This is a genomic window from Micromonospora halotolerans, from assembly GCF_032108445.1.
Lineage (GTDB): Bacteria > Actinomycetota > Actinomycetes > Mycobacteriales > Micromonosporaceae > Micromonospora > Micromonospora halotolerans.
Genome location: NZ_CP134876.1, coordinates 2,448,402 through 2,463,597 on the forward strand (window position 1 = coordinate 2,448,402; position 15,196 = coordinate 2,463,597).

At 70.4% G+C, this 15,196-nt stretch carries 16 protein-coding genes and 2 tRNA genes; 6 read left to right on the forward strand and 12 right to left on the reverse strand.

Annotation, left to right across the window (positions count from 1 at the left end; translation table 11 throughout):
- Positions 1–351 precede the first annotated feature (351 nt).
- Together RMN56_RS11595 and RMN56_RS11600 are read left to right on the forward strand one after the other, a co-directional pair.
- Entirely contained in the window at positions 352–1,047 is a 696-nt protein-coding gene (locus RMN56_RS11595) for a hypothetical protein (protein ID WP_313723812.1), read from the forward strand.
- A gap of 9 nt (positions 1,048–1,056) precedes the next feature.
- Positions 1,057–1,644 (forward strand): TetR/AcrR family transcriptional regulator, encoded by a 588-nt coding sequence (locus RMN56_RS11600; protein ID WP_313723813.1) that lies wholly within the window; start codon positions 1,057–1,059, stop codon positions 1,642–1,644.
- A gap of 390 nt (positions 1,645–2,034) precedes the next feature.
- Here RMN56_RS11600 and RMN56_RS11605 read toward each other — a convergent pair whose 3' ends face one another.
- The gene (locus RMN56_RS11605; RefSeq protein WP_313723814.1) at positions 2,035–2,211 is read right to left on the reverse strand and encodes a hypothetical protein; all 177 of its coding nucleotides are present in this window, start codon (positions 2,209–2,211) and stop codon (positions 2,035–2,037) included.
- Between the two features lie 30 nt (positions 2,212–2,241).
- Between RMN56_RS11605 and RMN56_RS11610 the strand changes: the two genes are divergently transcribed.
- Together RMN56_RS11610 and RMN56_RS11615 are read left to right on the forward strand one after the other, a co-directional pair.
- A complete protein-coding gene (locus tag RMN56_RS11610; RefSeq protein ID WP_313723815.1) occupies positions 2,242–2,544 on the forward strand; it encodes a hypothetical protein in 303 nt (100 codons plus the stop codon).
- 22 nt (positions 2,545–2,566) lie between these two features.
- A complete protein-coding gene (locus RMN56_RS11615; protein WP_313723816.1) occupies positions 2,567–3,061 on the forward strand; it encodes a site-specific integrase in 495 nt (164 codons plus the stop codon).
- A gap of 62 nt (positions 3,062–3,123) precedes the next feature.
- On the opposite strand, the gene RMN56_RS11620 is transcribed toward RMN56_RS11615, so the two are convergent.
- From RMN56_RS11620 to gyrB, 6 genes are all read right to left on the reverse strand, one after another.
- A tRNA-Ala gene (locus tag RMN56_RS11620) sits at positions 3,124–3,199 on the reverse strand.
- Positions 3,200–3,238: 39 nt separating this feature from the next.
- Positions 3,239–3,367: a DLW-39 family protein gene (locus tag RMN56_RS11625; protein WP_208818042.1), complete on the reverse strand. Its 129-nt coding sequence runs from the start codon at positions 3,365–3,367 to the stop codon at positions 3,239–3,241.
- A gap of 43 nt (positions 3,368–3,410) precedes the next feature.
- Positions 3,411–3,484, reverse strand: a tRNA-Ile gene (locus RMN56_RS11630).
- 150 nt (positions 3,485–3,634) lie between these two features.
- Positions 3,635–4,552 carry a DUF3566 domain-containing protein gene (locus tag RMN56_RS11635; RefSeq protein ID WP_313723817.1) on the reverse strand — a complete coding sequence of 306 codons (918 nt, stop codon included), beginning with the start codon at positions 4,550–4,552 and terminating at the stop codon, positions 3,635–3,637.
- A gap of 3 nt (positions 4,553–4,555) precedes the next feature.
- Positions 4,556–7,081, reverse strand: coding sequence for a DNA gyrase subunit A (gene gyrA / locus RMN56_RS11640; protein WP_313723818.1), 2,526 nt, complete (start codon positions 7,079–7,081; stop codon positions 4,556–4,558).
- A 130-nt stretch (positions 7,082–7,211) separates the two neighbouring features.
- Positions 7,212–9,158 carry a DNA topoisomerase (ATP-hydrolyzing) subunit B gene (gene gyrB / locus RMN56_RS11645; protein ID WP_313723819.1) on the reverse strand — a complete coding sequence of 649 codons (1,947 nt, stop codon included), beginning with the start codon at positions 9,156–9,158 and terminating at the stop codon, positions 7,212–7,214.
- A 583-nt stretch (positions 9,159–9,741) separates the two neighbouring features.
- On the opposite strand from gyrB, the gene RMN56_RS11650 reads away from it, so the two are divergent.
- Complete coding sequence (locus RMN56_RS11650; protein ID WP_313723820.1) at positions 9,742–10,296, forward strand: hypothetical protein; 555 nt, start codon at positions 9,742–9,744, stop codon at positions 10,294–10,296.
- Here RMN56_RS11650 and RMN56_RS11655 read toward each other — a convergent pair.
- Complete coding sequence (locus tag RMN56_RS11655) at positions 10,281–10,775, reverse strand: MarR family winged helix-turn-helix transcriptional regulator (RefSeq protein WP_313723821.1); 495 nt, start codon at positions 10,773–10,775, stop codon at positions 10,281–10,283. The genes RMN56_RS11650 and RMN56_RS11655 overlap by 16 nt on opposite strands.
- A 95-nt stretch (positions 10,776–10,870) precedes the next feature.
- On the opposite strand from RMN56_RS11655, the gene RMN56_RS11660 reads away from it, so the two are divergent.
- Positions 10,871–11,101 carry a hypothetical protein gene (locus tag RMN56_RS11660; RefSeq protein ID WP_313723822.1) on the forward strand — a complete coding sequence of 77 codons (231 nt, stop codon included), beginning with the start codon at positions 10,871–10,873 and terminating at the stop codon, positions 11,099–11,101.
- Between the two features lie 3 nt (positions 11,102–11,104).
- Here the strand turns inward: RMN56_RS11660 and RMN56_RS11665 are convergent, their stop codons facing one another.
- Genes RMN56_RS11665 through dnaN form a run of 4 tightly spaced genes read right to left on the reverse strand, consistent with a single transcriptional unit; the run spans position 11,105 to position 14,905 of the window.
- Positions 11,105–11,719, reverse strand: coding sequence for a DciA family protein (locus tag RMN56_RS11665; RefSeq protein WP_376787293.1), 615 nt, complete (start codon positions 11,717–11,719; stop codon positions 11,105–11,107).
- Positions 11,709–12,842 carry a DNA replication/repair protein RecF gene (gene recF, locus RMN56_RS11670; protein WP_313723823.1) on the reverse strand — a complete coding sequence of 378 codons (1,134 nt, stop codon included), beginning with the start codon at positions 12,840–12,842 and terminating at the stop codon, positions 11,709–11,711. The genes RMN56_RS11665 and recF overlap by 11 nt, the downstream gene beginning before the upstream one ends.
- Before the next feature lie 16 nt (positions 12,843–12,858).
- Positions 12,859–13,731 (reverse strand): phosphogluconate dehydrogenase (NAD(+)-dependent, decarboxylating), encoded by an 873-nt coding sequence (gene gnd / locus RMN56_RS11675; RefSeq protein WP_313723824.1) that lies wholly within the window; start codon positions 13,729–13,731, stop codon positions 12,859–12,861.
- Positions 13,732–13,771: 40 nt separating this feature from the next.
- Positions 13,772–14,905, reverse strand: coding sequence for a DNA polymerase III subunit beta (gene dnaN, locus RMN56_RS11680; RefSeq protein WP_313723825.1), 1,134 nt, complete (start codon positions 14,903–14,905; stop codon positions 13,772–13,774).
- Between the last annotated feature and the right edge of the window lie 291 nt (positions 14,906–15,196).

Below are 15,196 nucleotides of genomic sequence, written 5' to 3' on the forward strand. Positions count from 1 at the left end.
CGCGCGGGCACGTGGCCGCGCGGCCCGGCCGGCTGCCGGCCCACCCCTCACTCGTCAACGATCTGTCGTTCTGCGGCGGCCCCCGGACTTCCCGCTGTCCGCGCCAGCCGCCGGGCGTCAGGCGTGACGGCCGCATTGCGGCCTCAGGTGGTCCCGATGTGGTCCCGATGATCTTGCCGATCGAGGCGGCCCGAGCCGGCGCCGTCCGCCTGGTCCTCGACGGCTCGGTCAAGTCCGCCCCGGTGGCTCCACGCGTGGCTCCCAAAGGCCCCTCATGGGGCGACTTGACACGCGAGGTTAATGGGCCTAACTTCTAGGTTAACTCCACTAACAAGCCGCCAGGAGCTGGTCATGGCCATGCTGTCGTCCCTTACCAACCTCGACGCCGCCGCGTCACGGCAATCCACCTCGACGCCGCCCCGGCGGCGCGTGGCCCCCGTGCTCGCCGGCGTCGGCTACTCGCTCGCCTGGATCGCCGGCCTGACCGTCGCGTCCGCCTCCACCGACGTGACCTCCACGGGCGCGGCGCTGGTGGCGGATTCCGCCGGCCACGAGGTCGCCTCGATCACGCAGTACGTGCTGACCGAGGGCGTCGCCGCGGTCCTCCTGGCCGTGGTGGTCGTGCTGCTGGGCCGGGCCGTGGGCGAACACCGAGGTTCCCGGCTGCTCACCGGCACGGGCCTGGTCGCGGCCGGCATCTCACTGGTGCAGTGCGCGCTGGGCGTCACGCTCGCCGGCTGGGCGGCGCCCGCAGGCCATGCCGACGTCGCCGGGGCGCTCTTCGAGACGGTCAACCGGCTCGACGGGCTGAAGATGTTTGTGCTAGCCGCGATGGCGCTGGCAGGTGCCGGCCTGGCCCGGCGCGCCGCCATTCTGCCCCACTGGTTCGGGTACCTCGGACTGGCGCTCGCCGTCACGCTGGTCGCCTCCGGCGTGGGCTATCTGTTCCTGATGAGCACCACGGCGCTGGCGGCGTACGTGTCGTTGCCGTTGCTGCTGGTCTGGGTGACGATGGCGGGCCTGCTCGTGCGTCGGACCGGTCGGTAGGCTGCGGTAATGCCCCGTTCGGGTCTGACCCGCGACCGCGTGGTCGCACAGGCCGCGACGGTGGCCGACGAGGTGGGCTTCGACCGGCTCGCTCTGGCCACCGTCGCGAAGCGACTGAACGTCTCCCTGCCCGCGCTCTACAAGCACATCGACAGCCTGGCCGGGCTGCAACGCGACGTGGCCGTGCTCGGCGTGCGGGAGCTGACCGTAGCGATCTCCACCGCCACGGTGGGCCGGTCCGGTCGCGACGCCCTGCACGCGGCGGCACGGGCGTACCGCGAGTACGCGCTCGCGCATCCCGGCCGCGCCGCCGCCGCCGTCCGGGCACCGGACCCGGCGGACGCCGAGCACCTGGTCGTCGGGCGGGCGGCGGTCGAGGTGCTGCTCGCCTTGCTGAGGGGCTACGACATCACCGGGGACGACGCGATCCACGCGGTACGCGCGATGCGCGTGGTCCTGCACGGGTTCGTGACCCTGGAGGCGGCCGGCGGGTTCGGGCTGCCGCAGTCCCTCGACGAGACGTTCGACCGGCTGGTCGACTCCCTGGACGCTACGTTCCGCGCCTGGGCGGCTGGCGTGCCGACGAAACCGTCGTAGCCGTCTGCGGGTAGGCGTCGAGCAGTCCCTTCGGTGCCAGTCCCGGCGCTGTTCTGGGCCGCGTTCACGATCCTCGAAGGACAAGGTGGAGCGCCCTACCGGACGAGTCTCAATGGCGGTTGTCAAGCGGCGGCGGCGGCAGGAGTGGCCTGGGGGTTAGAAGAAGATCGCGGATGGCTGGTCAGGTAGCTGCTTCCCTGGTCCGCTCGTCTGCCGTTGTCGGGTGGCGTCGTCTTCAGCGGGTGGTCTTGGCTGTACGGCTGGCTGTATGGGCGCACGGTGTAGGAATTGTGGACACGGCCGAAAGTCGCTCGGCAATGACCGGCTTGACCTGCGCCGCCGTACCGTCCGGCACGTCCAGGAGGTGACCGCTGTTGACCGTCGCCTTCCTCATTTGCTCGACGGCATCGGCTCGCCGAACAGGACCCCGTAGACGAGACCGATCAGAATCATTACGCCGACCGCAGCGAAGATCACGCCAATCGCCCGTTCCAGCAGAACGAAGCGCGCCAGACGCTTGTCGTACTGGGCATCCGGAAGCCAGCGCCACGGCGGAAGCTGGACCAAGGCGAGCGGAACGTTACCTTCGCCGTGTACGTGGACCGTTGGCGCCTGGCCCGGAACATCGGATGGGCGTTGGAGACTCGGCGGCGCATCGAGTCGAACGTGCGGCGGCACCTGATCCCGGACAACCCGTGTGATGGGATCAAGCTGTCGCAGGTGTTCCGGGGACTCAGCCGCGCGCCGAAGTGGGTGCCCGATGAGAGCGACGTGCTCCGTCTGTTCGATGCGGTGCCCGACCGCTATCACGGGCTGCTGTGGCTCGGCGCGGGCGCGGGTCTGCGGATCAGTGAGGCGCTCGGTTTTGAGCACGGGCCGCTGCCTGGACACGGAGCGTGAGGAGCTACACATCGTCCAGCAGTTGCGGTACGCGCCGCAGGAGTACCAGGGCGGCTTCTACCTCAGTACGCCCAAGGATGGCTCGGCCGGCACGATCGACCTGGACCCGATGGTCGCCTCCGCGCTGCGCCGCCATGTGCAGGAGTACCCACCGACCGAGGTCGAAATGATCGATGTGACCTCGGGCAATCCGGTGCGCCGTCGCGTCCCGCTGCTGTTCACCACTACCCACAAGAACCCGTTCACCGACCGCACCTGGTCGGCGGAGTGGGTCAAGTGGCGGGAGAAGGCGGGCTGGCCCAAGGAGCACGGTGGCTTTCACGCTCTGCGGCACTTCTTCGCCACGACGCTGATCACCAACCACGTGGACCCGAAGGAAGTCCAACGGGCACTGCGGCACAGCACGCTACAAATCACCCTGGAGACTTACGTCCACTTCTGGCCACGCCGAGAGCGTCGGCGCGGTGTCGTGGGTGACGTGCTGCGGGCCGCCGTCAGCCGTCGGGACCATCGGTAACGTGGTCCCGGTGTGGTCCGAACGATCTTGCGAGGTGTTCCGCCGCAGGTCAGAGGCGAGTTTGGTGGAGCCCAGGGGACTTGAACCCCTAACCCCTGCCTTGCAAAGGCAGTGCTCTGCCAGTTGAGCTAGGGCCCCGAGGCGGGCGGATTCGCCCGGTGCTGAGGTCAGGCGTGGTCAGCGCAGGTCGGGCGCGGTGGTCGCCTCGTGCCAGAGAGCGCGCTCGTCGTTCGAGGCCTTGATCTTCTTGGCCACGACGGCGGCGACGCCGACGACGCCGGCCAGGATCAGGAGCTTCTTGAACATGGGCTTGACCCCTCGCGCTCGACGACCGTCGGACGGTGTGCGGTGGGGCTAGCTGGAATCGAACCAGCGACCTCAGAGTTATCAGCTCTGCGCTCTAACCGACTGAGCTATAGCCCCGCGTAGCGACGAGCAAGGTTAACCCATCGCCGCCGTGCCGCCCAAATCGGGGGGCCGTGGCGGCGTACTCACCCGCGCCACTTCGAAACTACCCGGATACGCGACGCCGGGGCGACCGCTTTACGCGGTGCCCCGGCGTCGTACGTCAGGTCAGTCCCGCTCGGCGAGCGTCAGCTCGATCCCGCCGACCAGGTCGGCGCAGACGTTGTAGACGAACGCGCCCAGCGTCGCCAGCGCGGTGAAGAGCACGACGTTGACCAGACCGATCAGCGCGGAGCTGAGGATCACGCCCTTGGCGGTGATCCGGAAGCCGCCGCCGCCCTGACCGCCGCCGGCGTTCACCAGGTCGGTGAGGCTGTCGTTGACGCTCTTGAACACACCCATCGCGTCCAGCGCCAGGTAAAGCACCGAGGTGGCCACGACCACCACGATGAAGAGCACCACGGAGACCGCGAACGCGAACTTCATCACGGACCACGGGTCGATCCGCTTGAGGTTCAGCCGGGCCCGGCGCGGTCCGCGCGACGCGGCCGAGCTGACCGAGGTACGCGCGGCGCGTACCGCCTCACCCACGCGGGCGGCCCCGACGGCGGCCGCACCACTGATGCCCGGCGGCAGGCCGCCCCCGTTTGCGGGGCGGCCCGTGGCGGCGGGACGGCCGCCGTCCGGTGACGGCTTCGGCGCGGTGCCCAGGCCGGCGCCGACGCGCGGCTGGGTGCCGGTCGTGCCGGTCGTGCCGGTGGACGGCCGGGCGGCCGCCGCGGGCTTGGGCGGCTGCGGGGTCGTGCCGGGCTTCGCGGCGGCCGGCGCGGCCAGGCCGTCGGCCGACGTCGGAGCGTCGACCTTCGTCTCGGCCTGGTCGGCCGGCGGCGATCCCTCGCCGGAGGTTTCCGGCGGCGGGGCCATGCCAGGAGCCCGGGTGAATTTCGGGGCAGGCGCGTCGGCGGGGACGGTGGCCCGACCCACGGCCGCGCGGCCGGTCGCTGGTGTACCGCCCTGTGCGGCCTCCTCGTCGACCGGGTTGGCCGAGGTCCCCGTGTTCCCCGACTTCGCCTGTGTCTCCGTCATCAACTAGTCCTGTTCGTCAGGCTCGTCGGCATTGCGAGCAATCGCCACGATAGTCACGCCGTCCGGGAGGTCCATCAGCTTGACCCCCATTGTGTTCCGGTCACGCGTACGGCGTACAGGCTTCACCGGAGTCCGGATGACGCCACCGTTGCTGGTGATGGCGAACAACTCGTCGTCCGGGTTGATCACCACCGCGCCGACCAGGCCACCGCGTCGCTCGGTGATCTTCGCAGTCAGCACGCCCTTACCTCCCCGGCCCTGGACCGGGTATTCCTCGATCGGGGTTCGTTTCGCGTACCCCCCGTTCGTCGCGACCAGCACGTCCATATCCATGCCCTCGCGGACGACCTCCATCGCCAGCAGGACATCCTCGTCGCTGAACCGCATGCCGATCACCCCGGACGTGGCCCGGCCCATCGGGCGCAGCGCCTCATCGCTCGCGTTGAAGCGAATGGCCTGGGCGTTCTTGGAGACCAGCAGCAGGTCGTCGGTCGGGGCAACGAGGGCAGCACCGACCAGCTCGTCCTCATCGCGCAGGTTGATCGCGATGACTCCGCCGGAACGGTTGGAGTCGAACTCCTCGAGCCGCGTCTTCTTCACCAGGCCGTTCTTCGTGGCCAGTACCAGGTAGGGCGCCACCTGGTAGTTCGGGATTTCGATGATCTGCGCGATCTGCTCGTCCGCTTGGAAGGCGAGCAGGTTGGCCACGTGCTGGCCCTTGGCCACCCTACTGGCTTCGGGAAGCTCGTACGCCTTGGCCCGGTAGACCCGGCCCTTGTTCGTGAAGAACAGGATCCAGTCGTGGGTGGAGCATACGAAGAAATGGCTGACGATGTCGTCCTGCCGCAGCGTGGCCCCGCTGACGCCCTTGCCGCCCCGTCGCTGCGAGCGGTAGAGGTCGACCTTGGTGCGCTTGGCGTACCCGGTGCGGGTGATCGTGACGACCACGTCCTCGCGGGCGATGAGGTCCTCCATGGAGACCTCGCCGTCGAACGGCACGATCTTGGTGCGCCGGTCGTCGCCCCACTTGGCGACGATCTCGCCCAGTTCCTCGGAGACGATCCGGCGCTGCCGCTCGGGCTTGGCCAGGATGTCCTTGAGGTCGGCGATCTCCACCTCGAGCTTGGTCAGGTCGTCCAGGATCCGCTGCCGCTCCAGGGCGGCCAGCCGGCGCAGCTGCATGTCCAGGATCGCGGTCGCCTGGACCTCGTCGATCTCCAGCAGCCGGATGAGGCCCTGACGGGCGTCCTCGACGGTGGGCGAGCGCCGGATCAGGGCGATCACCTCGTCGAGCGCGTCCAGCGCCTTGGCCAGACCGCGCAGGATGTGCGCCCGCTCCTCGGCCTTCCGCAGGCGGAACGCGGTCCGCCGGCGGATGACCTCGATCTGGTGCTCGACGTAGTAGCGGATGAACTGGGCCAGGTTGAGCGTGCGCGGCACGCCGTCGACCAGCGCCAGCATGTTGGCGCCGAAGGTCTCCTGGAGCTGGGTGTGCTTGTAGAGGTTGTTCAGCACCACCTTGGCGACCGCGTCGCGCTTGAGCACGAGCACGATCCGCATGCCGGTACGACCGGAGGACTCGTCGCGGATGTCGGCGATCCCGGCGAGCTTGCCCTCCTTGATCAGCTCGGCGATCCGCTCGGCCAGGTTGTCCGGGTTGACCTGGTAGGGCAGCTCGCTGACCACCAGCGCCGGCCGGCCGCGCTTGTCCTCCTCGACCTCGACCACGGCGCGCATGCGGATCGAGCCGCGCCCGGTCCGGTAGGCGTCCTGGATGCCGGCCTGGCCGACGATCAGGCCGTGGGTCGGGAAGTCCGGGCCCTTGACGATCTCCAGCAGCGCCTCGAGGGTGGTGGCCTCGTCGGCCTCCGGGTTCTCCAGGCACCACTGCACGGCCGCGCCGATCTCGCGCAGGTTGTGCGGCGGGATCTTGGTGGCCATGCCGACCGCGATGCCCTCGGAACCGTTGATCAGCAGGTTGGGGATGCGGGACGGCAGGATGGTGGGTTCCTTGGCCCGGCCGTCGTAGTTGTCCTGGAGGTCGACGGTGTCCTCGTCGATGTCCCGGAGCATCTCCATGGCCAGCGGGTCGAGCTTGCACTCGGTGTACCGCATGGCCGCGGCCGGGTCGTTGCCCGGCGAGCCGAAGTTGCCGTTGCCGTCGACCAGCGGGTAGCGCAGCGACCAGGGCTGCGCCATCCGGACCAGCGCGTCGTAGATGGCCGAGTCGCCGTGCGGGTGGAACTGGCCCATCACGTCACCGACGACCCGGGAGCACTTCACGTAGCCGCGGTCCGGGCGGTAGCCGGAGTCGAACATCGCGTAGAGGATCTTGCGGTGGACCGGCTTGAGCCCGTCCCGGACGTCCGGCAGGGCCCGACCGACGATCACGCTCATCGCGTAGTCGAGGTACGAGCGCTGCATCTCGACCTCGAGCCCGACCGGCTCGATGCGGTCGTGCGCGACGACCGCGGCCAGTGTCTCCGGGGTCTCCGGCTCGTTCGGCGTGGACTCGGGAGTATCGGTCACTGTTAACCCTTATCAGACTCAGAGTCGTTTTCGTGCTGTGGATAACGGCTGTGGATACCGGTCAGACTGTGGATAACTCTGTGGACCGCCGGGCCGGCCGGTGGATCTCCGGCCGGCCCGGCGAGGTCCGTCAGATGTCCAGGAACCGCACGTCCTTGGCGTTGCGCTGGATGAACGACCGGCGCGCCTCGACGTCCTCACCCATCAGGACGCTGAACAGCTCGTCGGCGGTTGCGGCGTCGTCGAGCGTCACCTGGCGCAGCGTGCGGGTGGCCGGGTTCATCGTGGTCTCCCACAGCTCGGGATAGTTCATCTCGCCGAGACCCTTGAACCGCTGGATGTCGTCCGGCCGGGCGTTGGGCTTCTTCTGCTGGCGCAGCGCGATGAGCCCGTCACGCTCCCGGTCCGAGTACGCGTACTGCGCGTCGTCGCCCTTCTTGTTCCACTTGATCTTGTAGAGCGGCGGGGCGGCCAGGTAGACGTGCCCCAGCTCGACCAGCGGACGCATGAAGCGGAACAGCAGGGTGAGCAGCAGCGTCTGGATGTGCTGGCCGTCGACGTCGGCGTCGGCCATCAGCACGATCTTGTGGTAGCGCAGCTTCTCGATGTCGAAGTCGTCGTGGATGCCGGTGCCCAGCGCGGTGATGAGCGCCTGGACCTCGTTGTTCTTCAGCACCCGGTCGATCCGGGCCTTCTCCACGTTGAGGATCTTGCCGCGGATCGGCAGGATCGCCTGGGTGCGCGGGTCGCGCCCCTGCTTGGCCGAGCCGCCGGCGGAGTCACCCTCGACGATGAACACCTCGGACTCGCGCGGGTCAGTCGACTGGCAGTCGGCCAGCTTGCCGGGCATCGAGCCGGACTCCAGCAGCGACTTGCGCCGGGCCAGCTTGCGCGCCTGCTGGGCGGCGATACGGGCCCGCGCCGCCTGGGACGCCTTCTGGATGATGGTCTTGGCCTCGGCCGGGTTCCGGTCGAACCAGTCGACCAGCCACTCGTTGCAGACCCGCTGCACGAAGCTCTTGACCGGGGTGTTGCCGAGCTTGGTCTTGGTCTGGCCCTCGAACTGCGGGTTGGCCAGCTTGACCGAGATGATCGCGGCCAGACCCTCGCGGATGTCCTCGCCGGAGAGCTTCTCGTCGCCCTTGAGCAGCTTCTTGTCCGTGCCGTAGCGGTTGACCACGCTGGTCAGCGCGGCGCGGAAGCCCTCCTCGTGGGTGCCGCCCTCGTGCGTGTTGATCGTGTTGGCGAAGGTGTAGACCGACTCGCCGTAGGACTCGTTCCACTGCATGGCGATCTCGACCGACATGCCCTCCTCCTCGGCCCCGAACTCGACCACCGTCTTGTGGATCGGGTTCTTGGAGGCGTTGAGGTGCCGGACGAAGTCGGCGATGCCGCCCTTGTAGAGGAAGGTCACCTCGCGCTGCTTGCCCTCCTCACCGTCGGACACCCGCTCGTCGAGCAGGTGGATGGTGAGGCCCCGGTTGAGGAAGGCCATCTCCTGCAGGCGCCGGTAGATGGTCTGGAAGTCGAAGTCGACCGTCTCGAACACGTCGGCGTCGGGCCAGAAGGAGACCGCCGAACCGGTCCGGTCGGTCGTCTCGCCCTTCTCCAGCGGGGTGGGCTTGGAGTTGTGGTACTGCTGCCGCCAGACGAAGCCGTCCTTGTGGATCTCCACGGCCATCCGGGTGGAGAGGGCGTTCACCACCGAGACGCCGACGCCGTGCAGGCCGCCGGAGACCGCGTACGCCTTGCCGTCGAACTTGCCGCCCGCGTGCAGCACGGTCAGCGCGACCTCGACACCCGGCTTCTTCAGCTTGGGGTGGAGGTCGACCGGGAAGCCACGCCCGTTGTCGGTGACCCGGACGCCGCCGTCGGCCAGCAGCACCACGTCGATGGTGTCGCAGTAGCCGGCCAGCGCCTCGTCCACGGCGTTGTCGACGACCTCCCATACGAGGTGGTGCAGACCGCGTTCACCGGTGGACCCGATGTACATACCGGGCCGCTTCCGGACCGCCTCCAGGCCCTCGAGAACGGTGATCGACTCGGCGCCGTACTTCTTGTTGTCCTCCGCTGCCACCCTCGGCCACTTTCTCGCGCCGGCCGCGCCAGGGCGCGGGGCGCGGGTTCGGCGGACAGGACGCGACGTCGGCGCGCACAAACCGGTCCCCGGATCTCCAGGTCACGGATCGCGTACGCCGGTCGACGCGGTTGCCCGCGGATCGCGATCGGCTCGACCCGATGCGGGACAATGATCAAGGGCCCGGGTGGGCCCGTGTCCGTCGCTCCGTGTCGGGTCTTTCGTCTCGCCCTCAATCTTACTGTGCGCAGCCGACCAAACCGCCACTCGGCACCCCTCCGGGGCGGCTGAGAATGCCGTAGGAGCCCGAACTGTGCTATCCGCGACTCCCCCTACACGCCTTCGGCGGCTTCCGGTCGCGGCACGGCGTCAGACGCACCGGGCTGACGTCGCCGGCACCCCTGATCGAGGACGCGGCCGGCGCCGGATCGGTGCCGGCGGGTGACCGACCGGGGGTCGCGGCGAGACCGGACGTGCCGTACCTTTTGCGGCGCCGCCACCTGCGGTCTTGATCTTTCGCGGCCGGAACCGGGACGATCGACCCGATCGGTCGGACAACGTGCTTGCTGAGAGGTGACGCCAGATGGGGCTGGACAACGTCGCGGTGCACTGGCCGCGGACCGGCCGCTTCTACGATCCGGTCGCGCCGGCCGAGTTCGTCGACTTCGGCGAGATCGTGGACATGCCACGCATCTCGGCACCGACCGCCGCGCTCGCCGAACTGATCGCGAAGACCGGCACGGTACGGGCGACCGCGTACACCGAGCTGGTCGACCTCATCCTGGGCCTGGAAAATGTGCTCTACGCCACGGAGAACTCGGCCGAGGACGAAGACCCGGTGATCGACCCGGACGGCTGCTCCTGGATCGCCGAGGGCGTGGAGAAGTTCGTCACCCGGCACCGCCCCTTCGGGGAGGCGGTCACCTTCGAGTCGGTGAGCGAGGTGCTGCGCTCGCTGCTCGGTGACGGGCGCCTGGCCGAGCAGCAGCTCCGCTGGCTGGACAGCCGGCTGGACAAGCTGCGCGACGAGAGCGGCGAGCCGCCGCAGTGGAACTTCACCTGCGCCGAGCTGAGCGTGCTGGCCGCCTTCTACCGGCGCTGCGCCGAGCGCGGCTTCGCGGTCTACGCCGACGGCTGACCCGGCTGCCCGGCCTCGCCGGGTCCGGCCGTCGTGGCCCGGTTGGCCGCCGCGATCACCTCGGTGAGCACCGTGTGCAGGTGCCGCAGGTCCGCCAGCGGCAGGCCGAGCCGCTGCACGATCGCCGGCGGGATCCGCTCGGCCTCCGCCCGGAGCGCGCGCCCGCTGGCGGTGAGCGAGACGGCCAGGCTGCGCTCGTCCGAGGCGTCGCGCTCGCGCCGCACGTAGCCGGCGGCTTCCAGCCGCTTGAGCAGCGGTGACAGGGTGCCCGGGTCGAGCTGGAGCAGCCGGCTCAGCTCCCGGACCGACAGCGGCGCGTGCTGCCAGAGCGCCAGCATGACCAGGTACTGCGGGTGGGTCAGCCCCATCGGTTCCAGCAGCGGCCGGTAGACCGCGACGACGCCGCGCGCGGCGACGGAGAGCGCGAAGCACACCTGCTCCTCCAGCGCCAGGGGATCACCCTCCAGCCGGTCGGCCACCCTCGTCCTCCTCGTCGGTCGTTGCGATCGTAGCAACGATTGGTGTACCAATTATTGGGGCACCAATCGTACGGTCGGCGAGGGAGAGTGCGGCGATGAGCGGCGACGAGCAGCAGGTGGGCGACACTTCCGGCAGGGGCGGTCGCCTGATGGGCTGGGTCTTCCAGAACCTCGCCGGCCCGTCCCAGGTGCAGGGCGCCGTGCAGGGCGGCTCCCGGCTGGCGCGCGAGGCCTGGAAGCAGGACCTCGAGCGGCGCAAGCAGTGGAGCCGCGAACAGCGGGAGCTCAAGCGCGCCCAACGGGAGGCACGCCGCGGCGAGCGGTGACGGTCAGCCGTAGGTGTCGCGCGGCCCTCGACCACGCACCCGGCGCGGGCCGCGCGACCAGGACGGCGCCGCCGGTCCGTGGATGTGCAGCTTGCGCACGACGTTGTGGCCCACCTCGCTGGCGATCTGCTTGAGCAGCGAGCCGGCGAGCAGCCGCAGCTGGGTGGCCCAGGCCGTCGAGCGGGCCTCCACGGTCAGCTCGCCGTTCTCCAGCTTCACGGGGCGGCTGTGCTGCGCCACCTCCTCGCCGACCACCCGCTCCCAGGCGCCGAAGACCGTCGCCTCGGCCGCCGGCTGCTGCCAGCCGCGCGCCTTGACCAGCTTGTCCAGCACCGCGCCGAGCGGCTGCGGGTCCCGCGGGTCCGGCCCCGGCCCGGAGTAGCCGCGCAGCCGCTTCTCGCCGTCGCCGCGGACCGCGCTGCGCCGCCGCGTGCCGGCCGCCGCCTGCCGGCGGGCCTTCGCCGCGTCCAGCACGGCCCGGGCCAGCTCCGGCCCGGCCGCCCCGTCCGGCCGGTCCGCGCCGGCCTCACCGCCCGGCTTCGCCTCCGGCCCCTCGGGAGTACGCCCACCGCGTCCCGGCCCCAACCGTGCGGGCGGGAGCTCCACCTCATCCGACACGACGTACCGTCCCCTCGCCCACCGCGTACCGGGTGCCCCGCAGGGTCGCCGGCACGTCGTCGTCGACCGCACAGGTCACCAGGAGCTGGCTCGCGCCGCCGACCAGCTCGGCCAGCCGCTCCCGCCGGCCGGCGTCCAGCTCGGCGAAGACGTCGTCCAGCACCAGCACCGGCTCGATCCCGTCGGCGCGCAGCAGGTCGTAGCCGGCCAGCCGCAGCGCCAGCGCGTACGACCAGGATTCACCATGGCTGGCGTAGCCCTTGGCGGGCAGCGGGCCGAGGGTGAGCGCCAGGTCGTCCCGGTGCGGGCCCACCAGGGTGGTGCCCCGCTCGATCTCCGCCGACCGGCTCGCGCTCAGCGCGGCGGTGAGCGACTCCACCAGCGCCGCCCGGTCCGTGGTCGACTCGGGCAGCTCCAGCGACGGCCGGTACGCGATCCCCGCCGCCCCGCGGCCCGCCGCCACCGCGTCGTACGCCTTCGCCACGTGCGGGGTCAGCGCGGCCACCAGCTCGAGCCGGCCGGCGAGCAGCTCCGCGCCGTGGTGCGCCAGGTGCGTGTCCCACACGGCGAGGGTGGACAGGTCCCCGCCCCGCGACCCGCCGGTCTTCCGGGCCAGGTACGCCGTCCGCAACAGCGCGTTGCGCTGCTTGACCACCCGGTCGTAGTCGGCCCGCACCCCGGCGTAACGGGGCTGGCGGGTGACCAGAAGGTCGTCCAGGTAGCGGCGGCGCTCGGCCGGGTCGCCGCGGACGAGCTCCAGATCCTCCGGCGCGAACAGCACGAGCCGCAGCGCGCCCAGCACGTCCCGGGCACGGCGGGCCGGGGAGCGACCCAGCCGGGCCCGGTTGGCCTTGCCCGGAACGATCTCCAGCTCGATCAGGAGCTCCCGGCCCTCGTGCACCACCGCACAGCGGATCACCGCCGAGGTGGCGCCCATCCGGACCAGCGGGGCGTCCGTGGCGACCCGGTGCGAGTCCAGGGTCGCCACGTAGCCCAACGCCTCGACCAGGTTGGTCTTGCCGACACCGTTCGCGCCGACCAGCACGTTCGGGCCCGGCTCCAGGTCGACGCCGACCCGCTCGTACGAGCGGAAGTCGACCAGTTCGAGCCGGCGGACGTACACAGGCTGTGGATACCGGTCAGCGCTTGTGGACGGCGTGCCCGCCGAACTGCTGGCGCAGCGCGGCGACGGCCTTCATGGCGGGCGAGTCGTCCTGCCGGGAGGCGAACCGGGCGAACAGCGAGGCGGTGATGACGTTCAGCGGCACGGCGAGCCGCACCGCCTCGTCGACCGTCCACCGGCCCTCGCCGGTGTCCTCGGTGTAGCCGCTCAGCTCGGCCAGCTCCGGGTCCTCGTCCAGCGCCCGGTCGAGCAGGTCGAGCAGCCAGGACCGGACGACGGTGCCCTCGCGCCAGGACTTGAAGACGCCCGGCACGTTGGTCACCAGCTCGGAGGCGGCCAGCAGCTCGTAGCCCTCGGCGTAGGCGTGCATGAGGCCGTACTCGATGCCGTTGTGCACCATCTTGGCGTAGTGGCCGGCGCCGACCGGGCCGGCGTGCACGAAGCCGAACTCGCCCGCGGGCTTGAGCGCCTCGAAGATCGGCATGAGCCGCTCGACGTGCTCCTGGGCGCCGCCGACCATCAGGGCGTAGCCGTTCTGCTTGCCCCAGACGCCGCCGGAGACGCCGACGTCGATGTAGCCGATGCCCTGCTCGTTGAGGCGCTCGGCGCGCGGGGCGTCGTCGCTGAACCGGGAGTTGCCGCCGTCGATGATGATGTCGCCCTCGCCGAGGACACCGGCGAGCTCGTCGATGGTGGCGTCGGTGACGCCGGCCGGGACCATCACCCAGACGGCGCGCGGCGATTCCAGCTTCTCGGCCAGCTCCGCGAGGCTCGCGACGTCGCTCAGCTCCGCGTTGCGGTCGTAGCCGACCACCTCGTGACCGGCGGCGCGCAACCGCTCGCGCATGTTGCCGCCCATCCGGCCGAGTCCTACCAGGCCGAGCTGCATCTGCTCCTACCTCCGTACGTCTGGGTCGTGCTGCCGTCGATCAGCGGGACACGCGGATCGGCATGATGAGGTACCGGTACCCCGGGATGACCTCGCCATCCTCGCCCGCGGGGGAAATCACCGCGGGCTTGAAGGCGTCGACGAACGCCAGCTGGGCGTGCTGGGCGCCCAGGTTGGTGAGGCCGTCGATCAGGTACTGCGGGTTGAAGCCGATGGTCAGCGGGTCGCCCGTGAAGGTCGCCTCCATGGCCTCGCTGGCCCGGGCCTCCTCGGTGCCGCCGGCCTCGACCACCAGGCCGTCGGAGCTGAAGCTGAGCAGCACCGGGGTGGTGCGCTCGGCGACGAGCGCCACGCGCTTGACCACCTCGATGAGCGTGGCGACCGGGACGCGGGCCTCGGCGTTGTGGCTGGCCGGGAAGAGCGAGCGCACCGGCGGGTAGTTCGCCCCGTCGAGCAGCCGGCTGGTGGTCCGCCGGGTGCCGCCGGAGAAGCCGATCATGCCCTCGCCGGCACCGCCCTGGGAGAGCGCCATGGTGACGTGGCCGCCCAGCGGGCCGAGGGCCTTGGCGGTGTCGTGCAGCGTCCGGGCGGGCACCAGCGCGTTGATGCTGATCTCCGGGTCGTCCGGGTTCCAGTCCATCTCACGCAGGGCCAGCCGGTAGCGGTCGGTGGCGAGCATCGCCAGCGTGCTGCCGGACAGCTCGATCCGGACGCCGGTCATCATCGGCAGCGTCTCGTCCCGGCCGGCGGCCACGGCCACCTGGGCCACGGCGGCGGCGAAGGCGGCCGCGTCGACGGTGCCGGCGCTCTCCGGCATCTCCGGCAGGGTCGGGTAGTCCTCGACCGGCATGGTCGGCAGGGTGAACCGGGCGCTGCCGCACACCAGCTCCAGGTGCGCGCCGACGGCGGCGATGTCCACCGGCTTGGCCGGGAGCGCCTTGGTGATTTCGGCGAGCAGCCGGCCGGAGACCAGGGCGGCCCCGTCGGCGTCACCCTGCACCTCGACGGTGACCTGGCTGGAAACCTCGTAGTCGAAGCCGGAGACCTGGAGGTTTCCGTCGGTCACCCGGAGCATCACCCCGGCCAGCACCGGCACGGAAGGTCGGTTGGGCAGGCTCTTGGCGGTCCACGCGACCGCCTCGGCGAGCGCGTCGCGCTCCACTCGGAACTTCATCAATGCCTCCGCGTCGACGTCAGCGACAACTCTCTCATGCCGACCGCTGCAACCCGTCCCGCCCGACCGTGCGGGTACCCCTCGCACCTTAGGGCGCGTGGGCATCGGCTGTGCGCCCGACCCCGTGGATCCAGGTGCCCGGGTGACTGCCGGCGGCAGTGCTCCGGCCCGATCCACAGGAAGTCCAACGGTGATGATTGGTTTTTGTTGTTTAGAAGAGATAACTCATCGTCTTCATCGCACCTGTGCAAACTGTGGAGAACCGGCGTCCGCCCAGGTCAGACAGGTTAT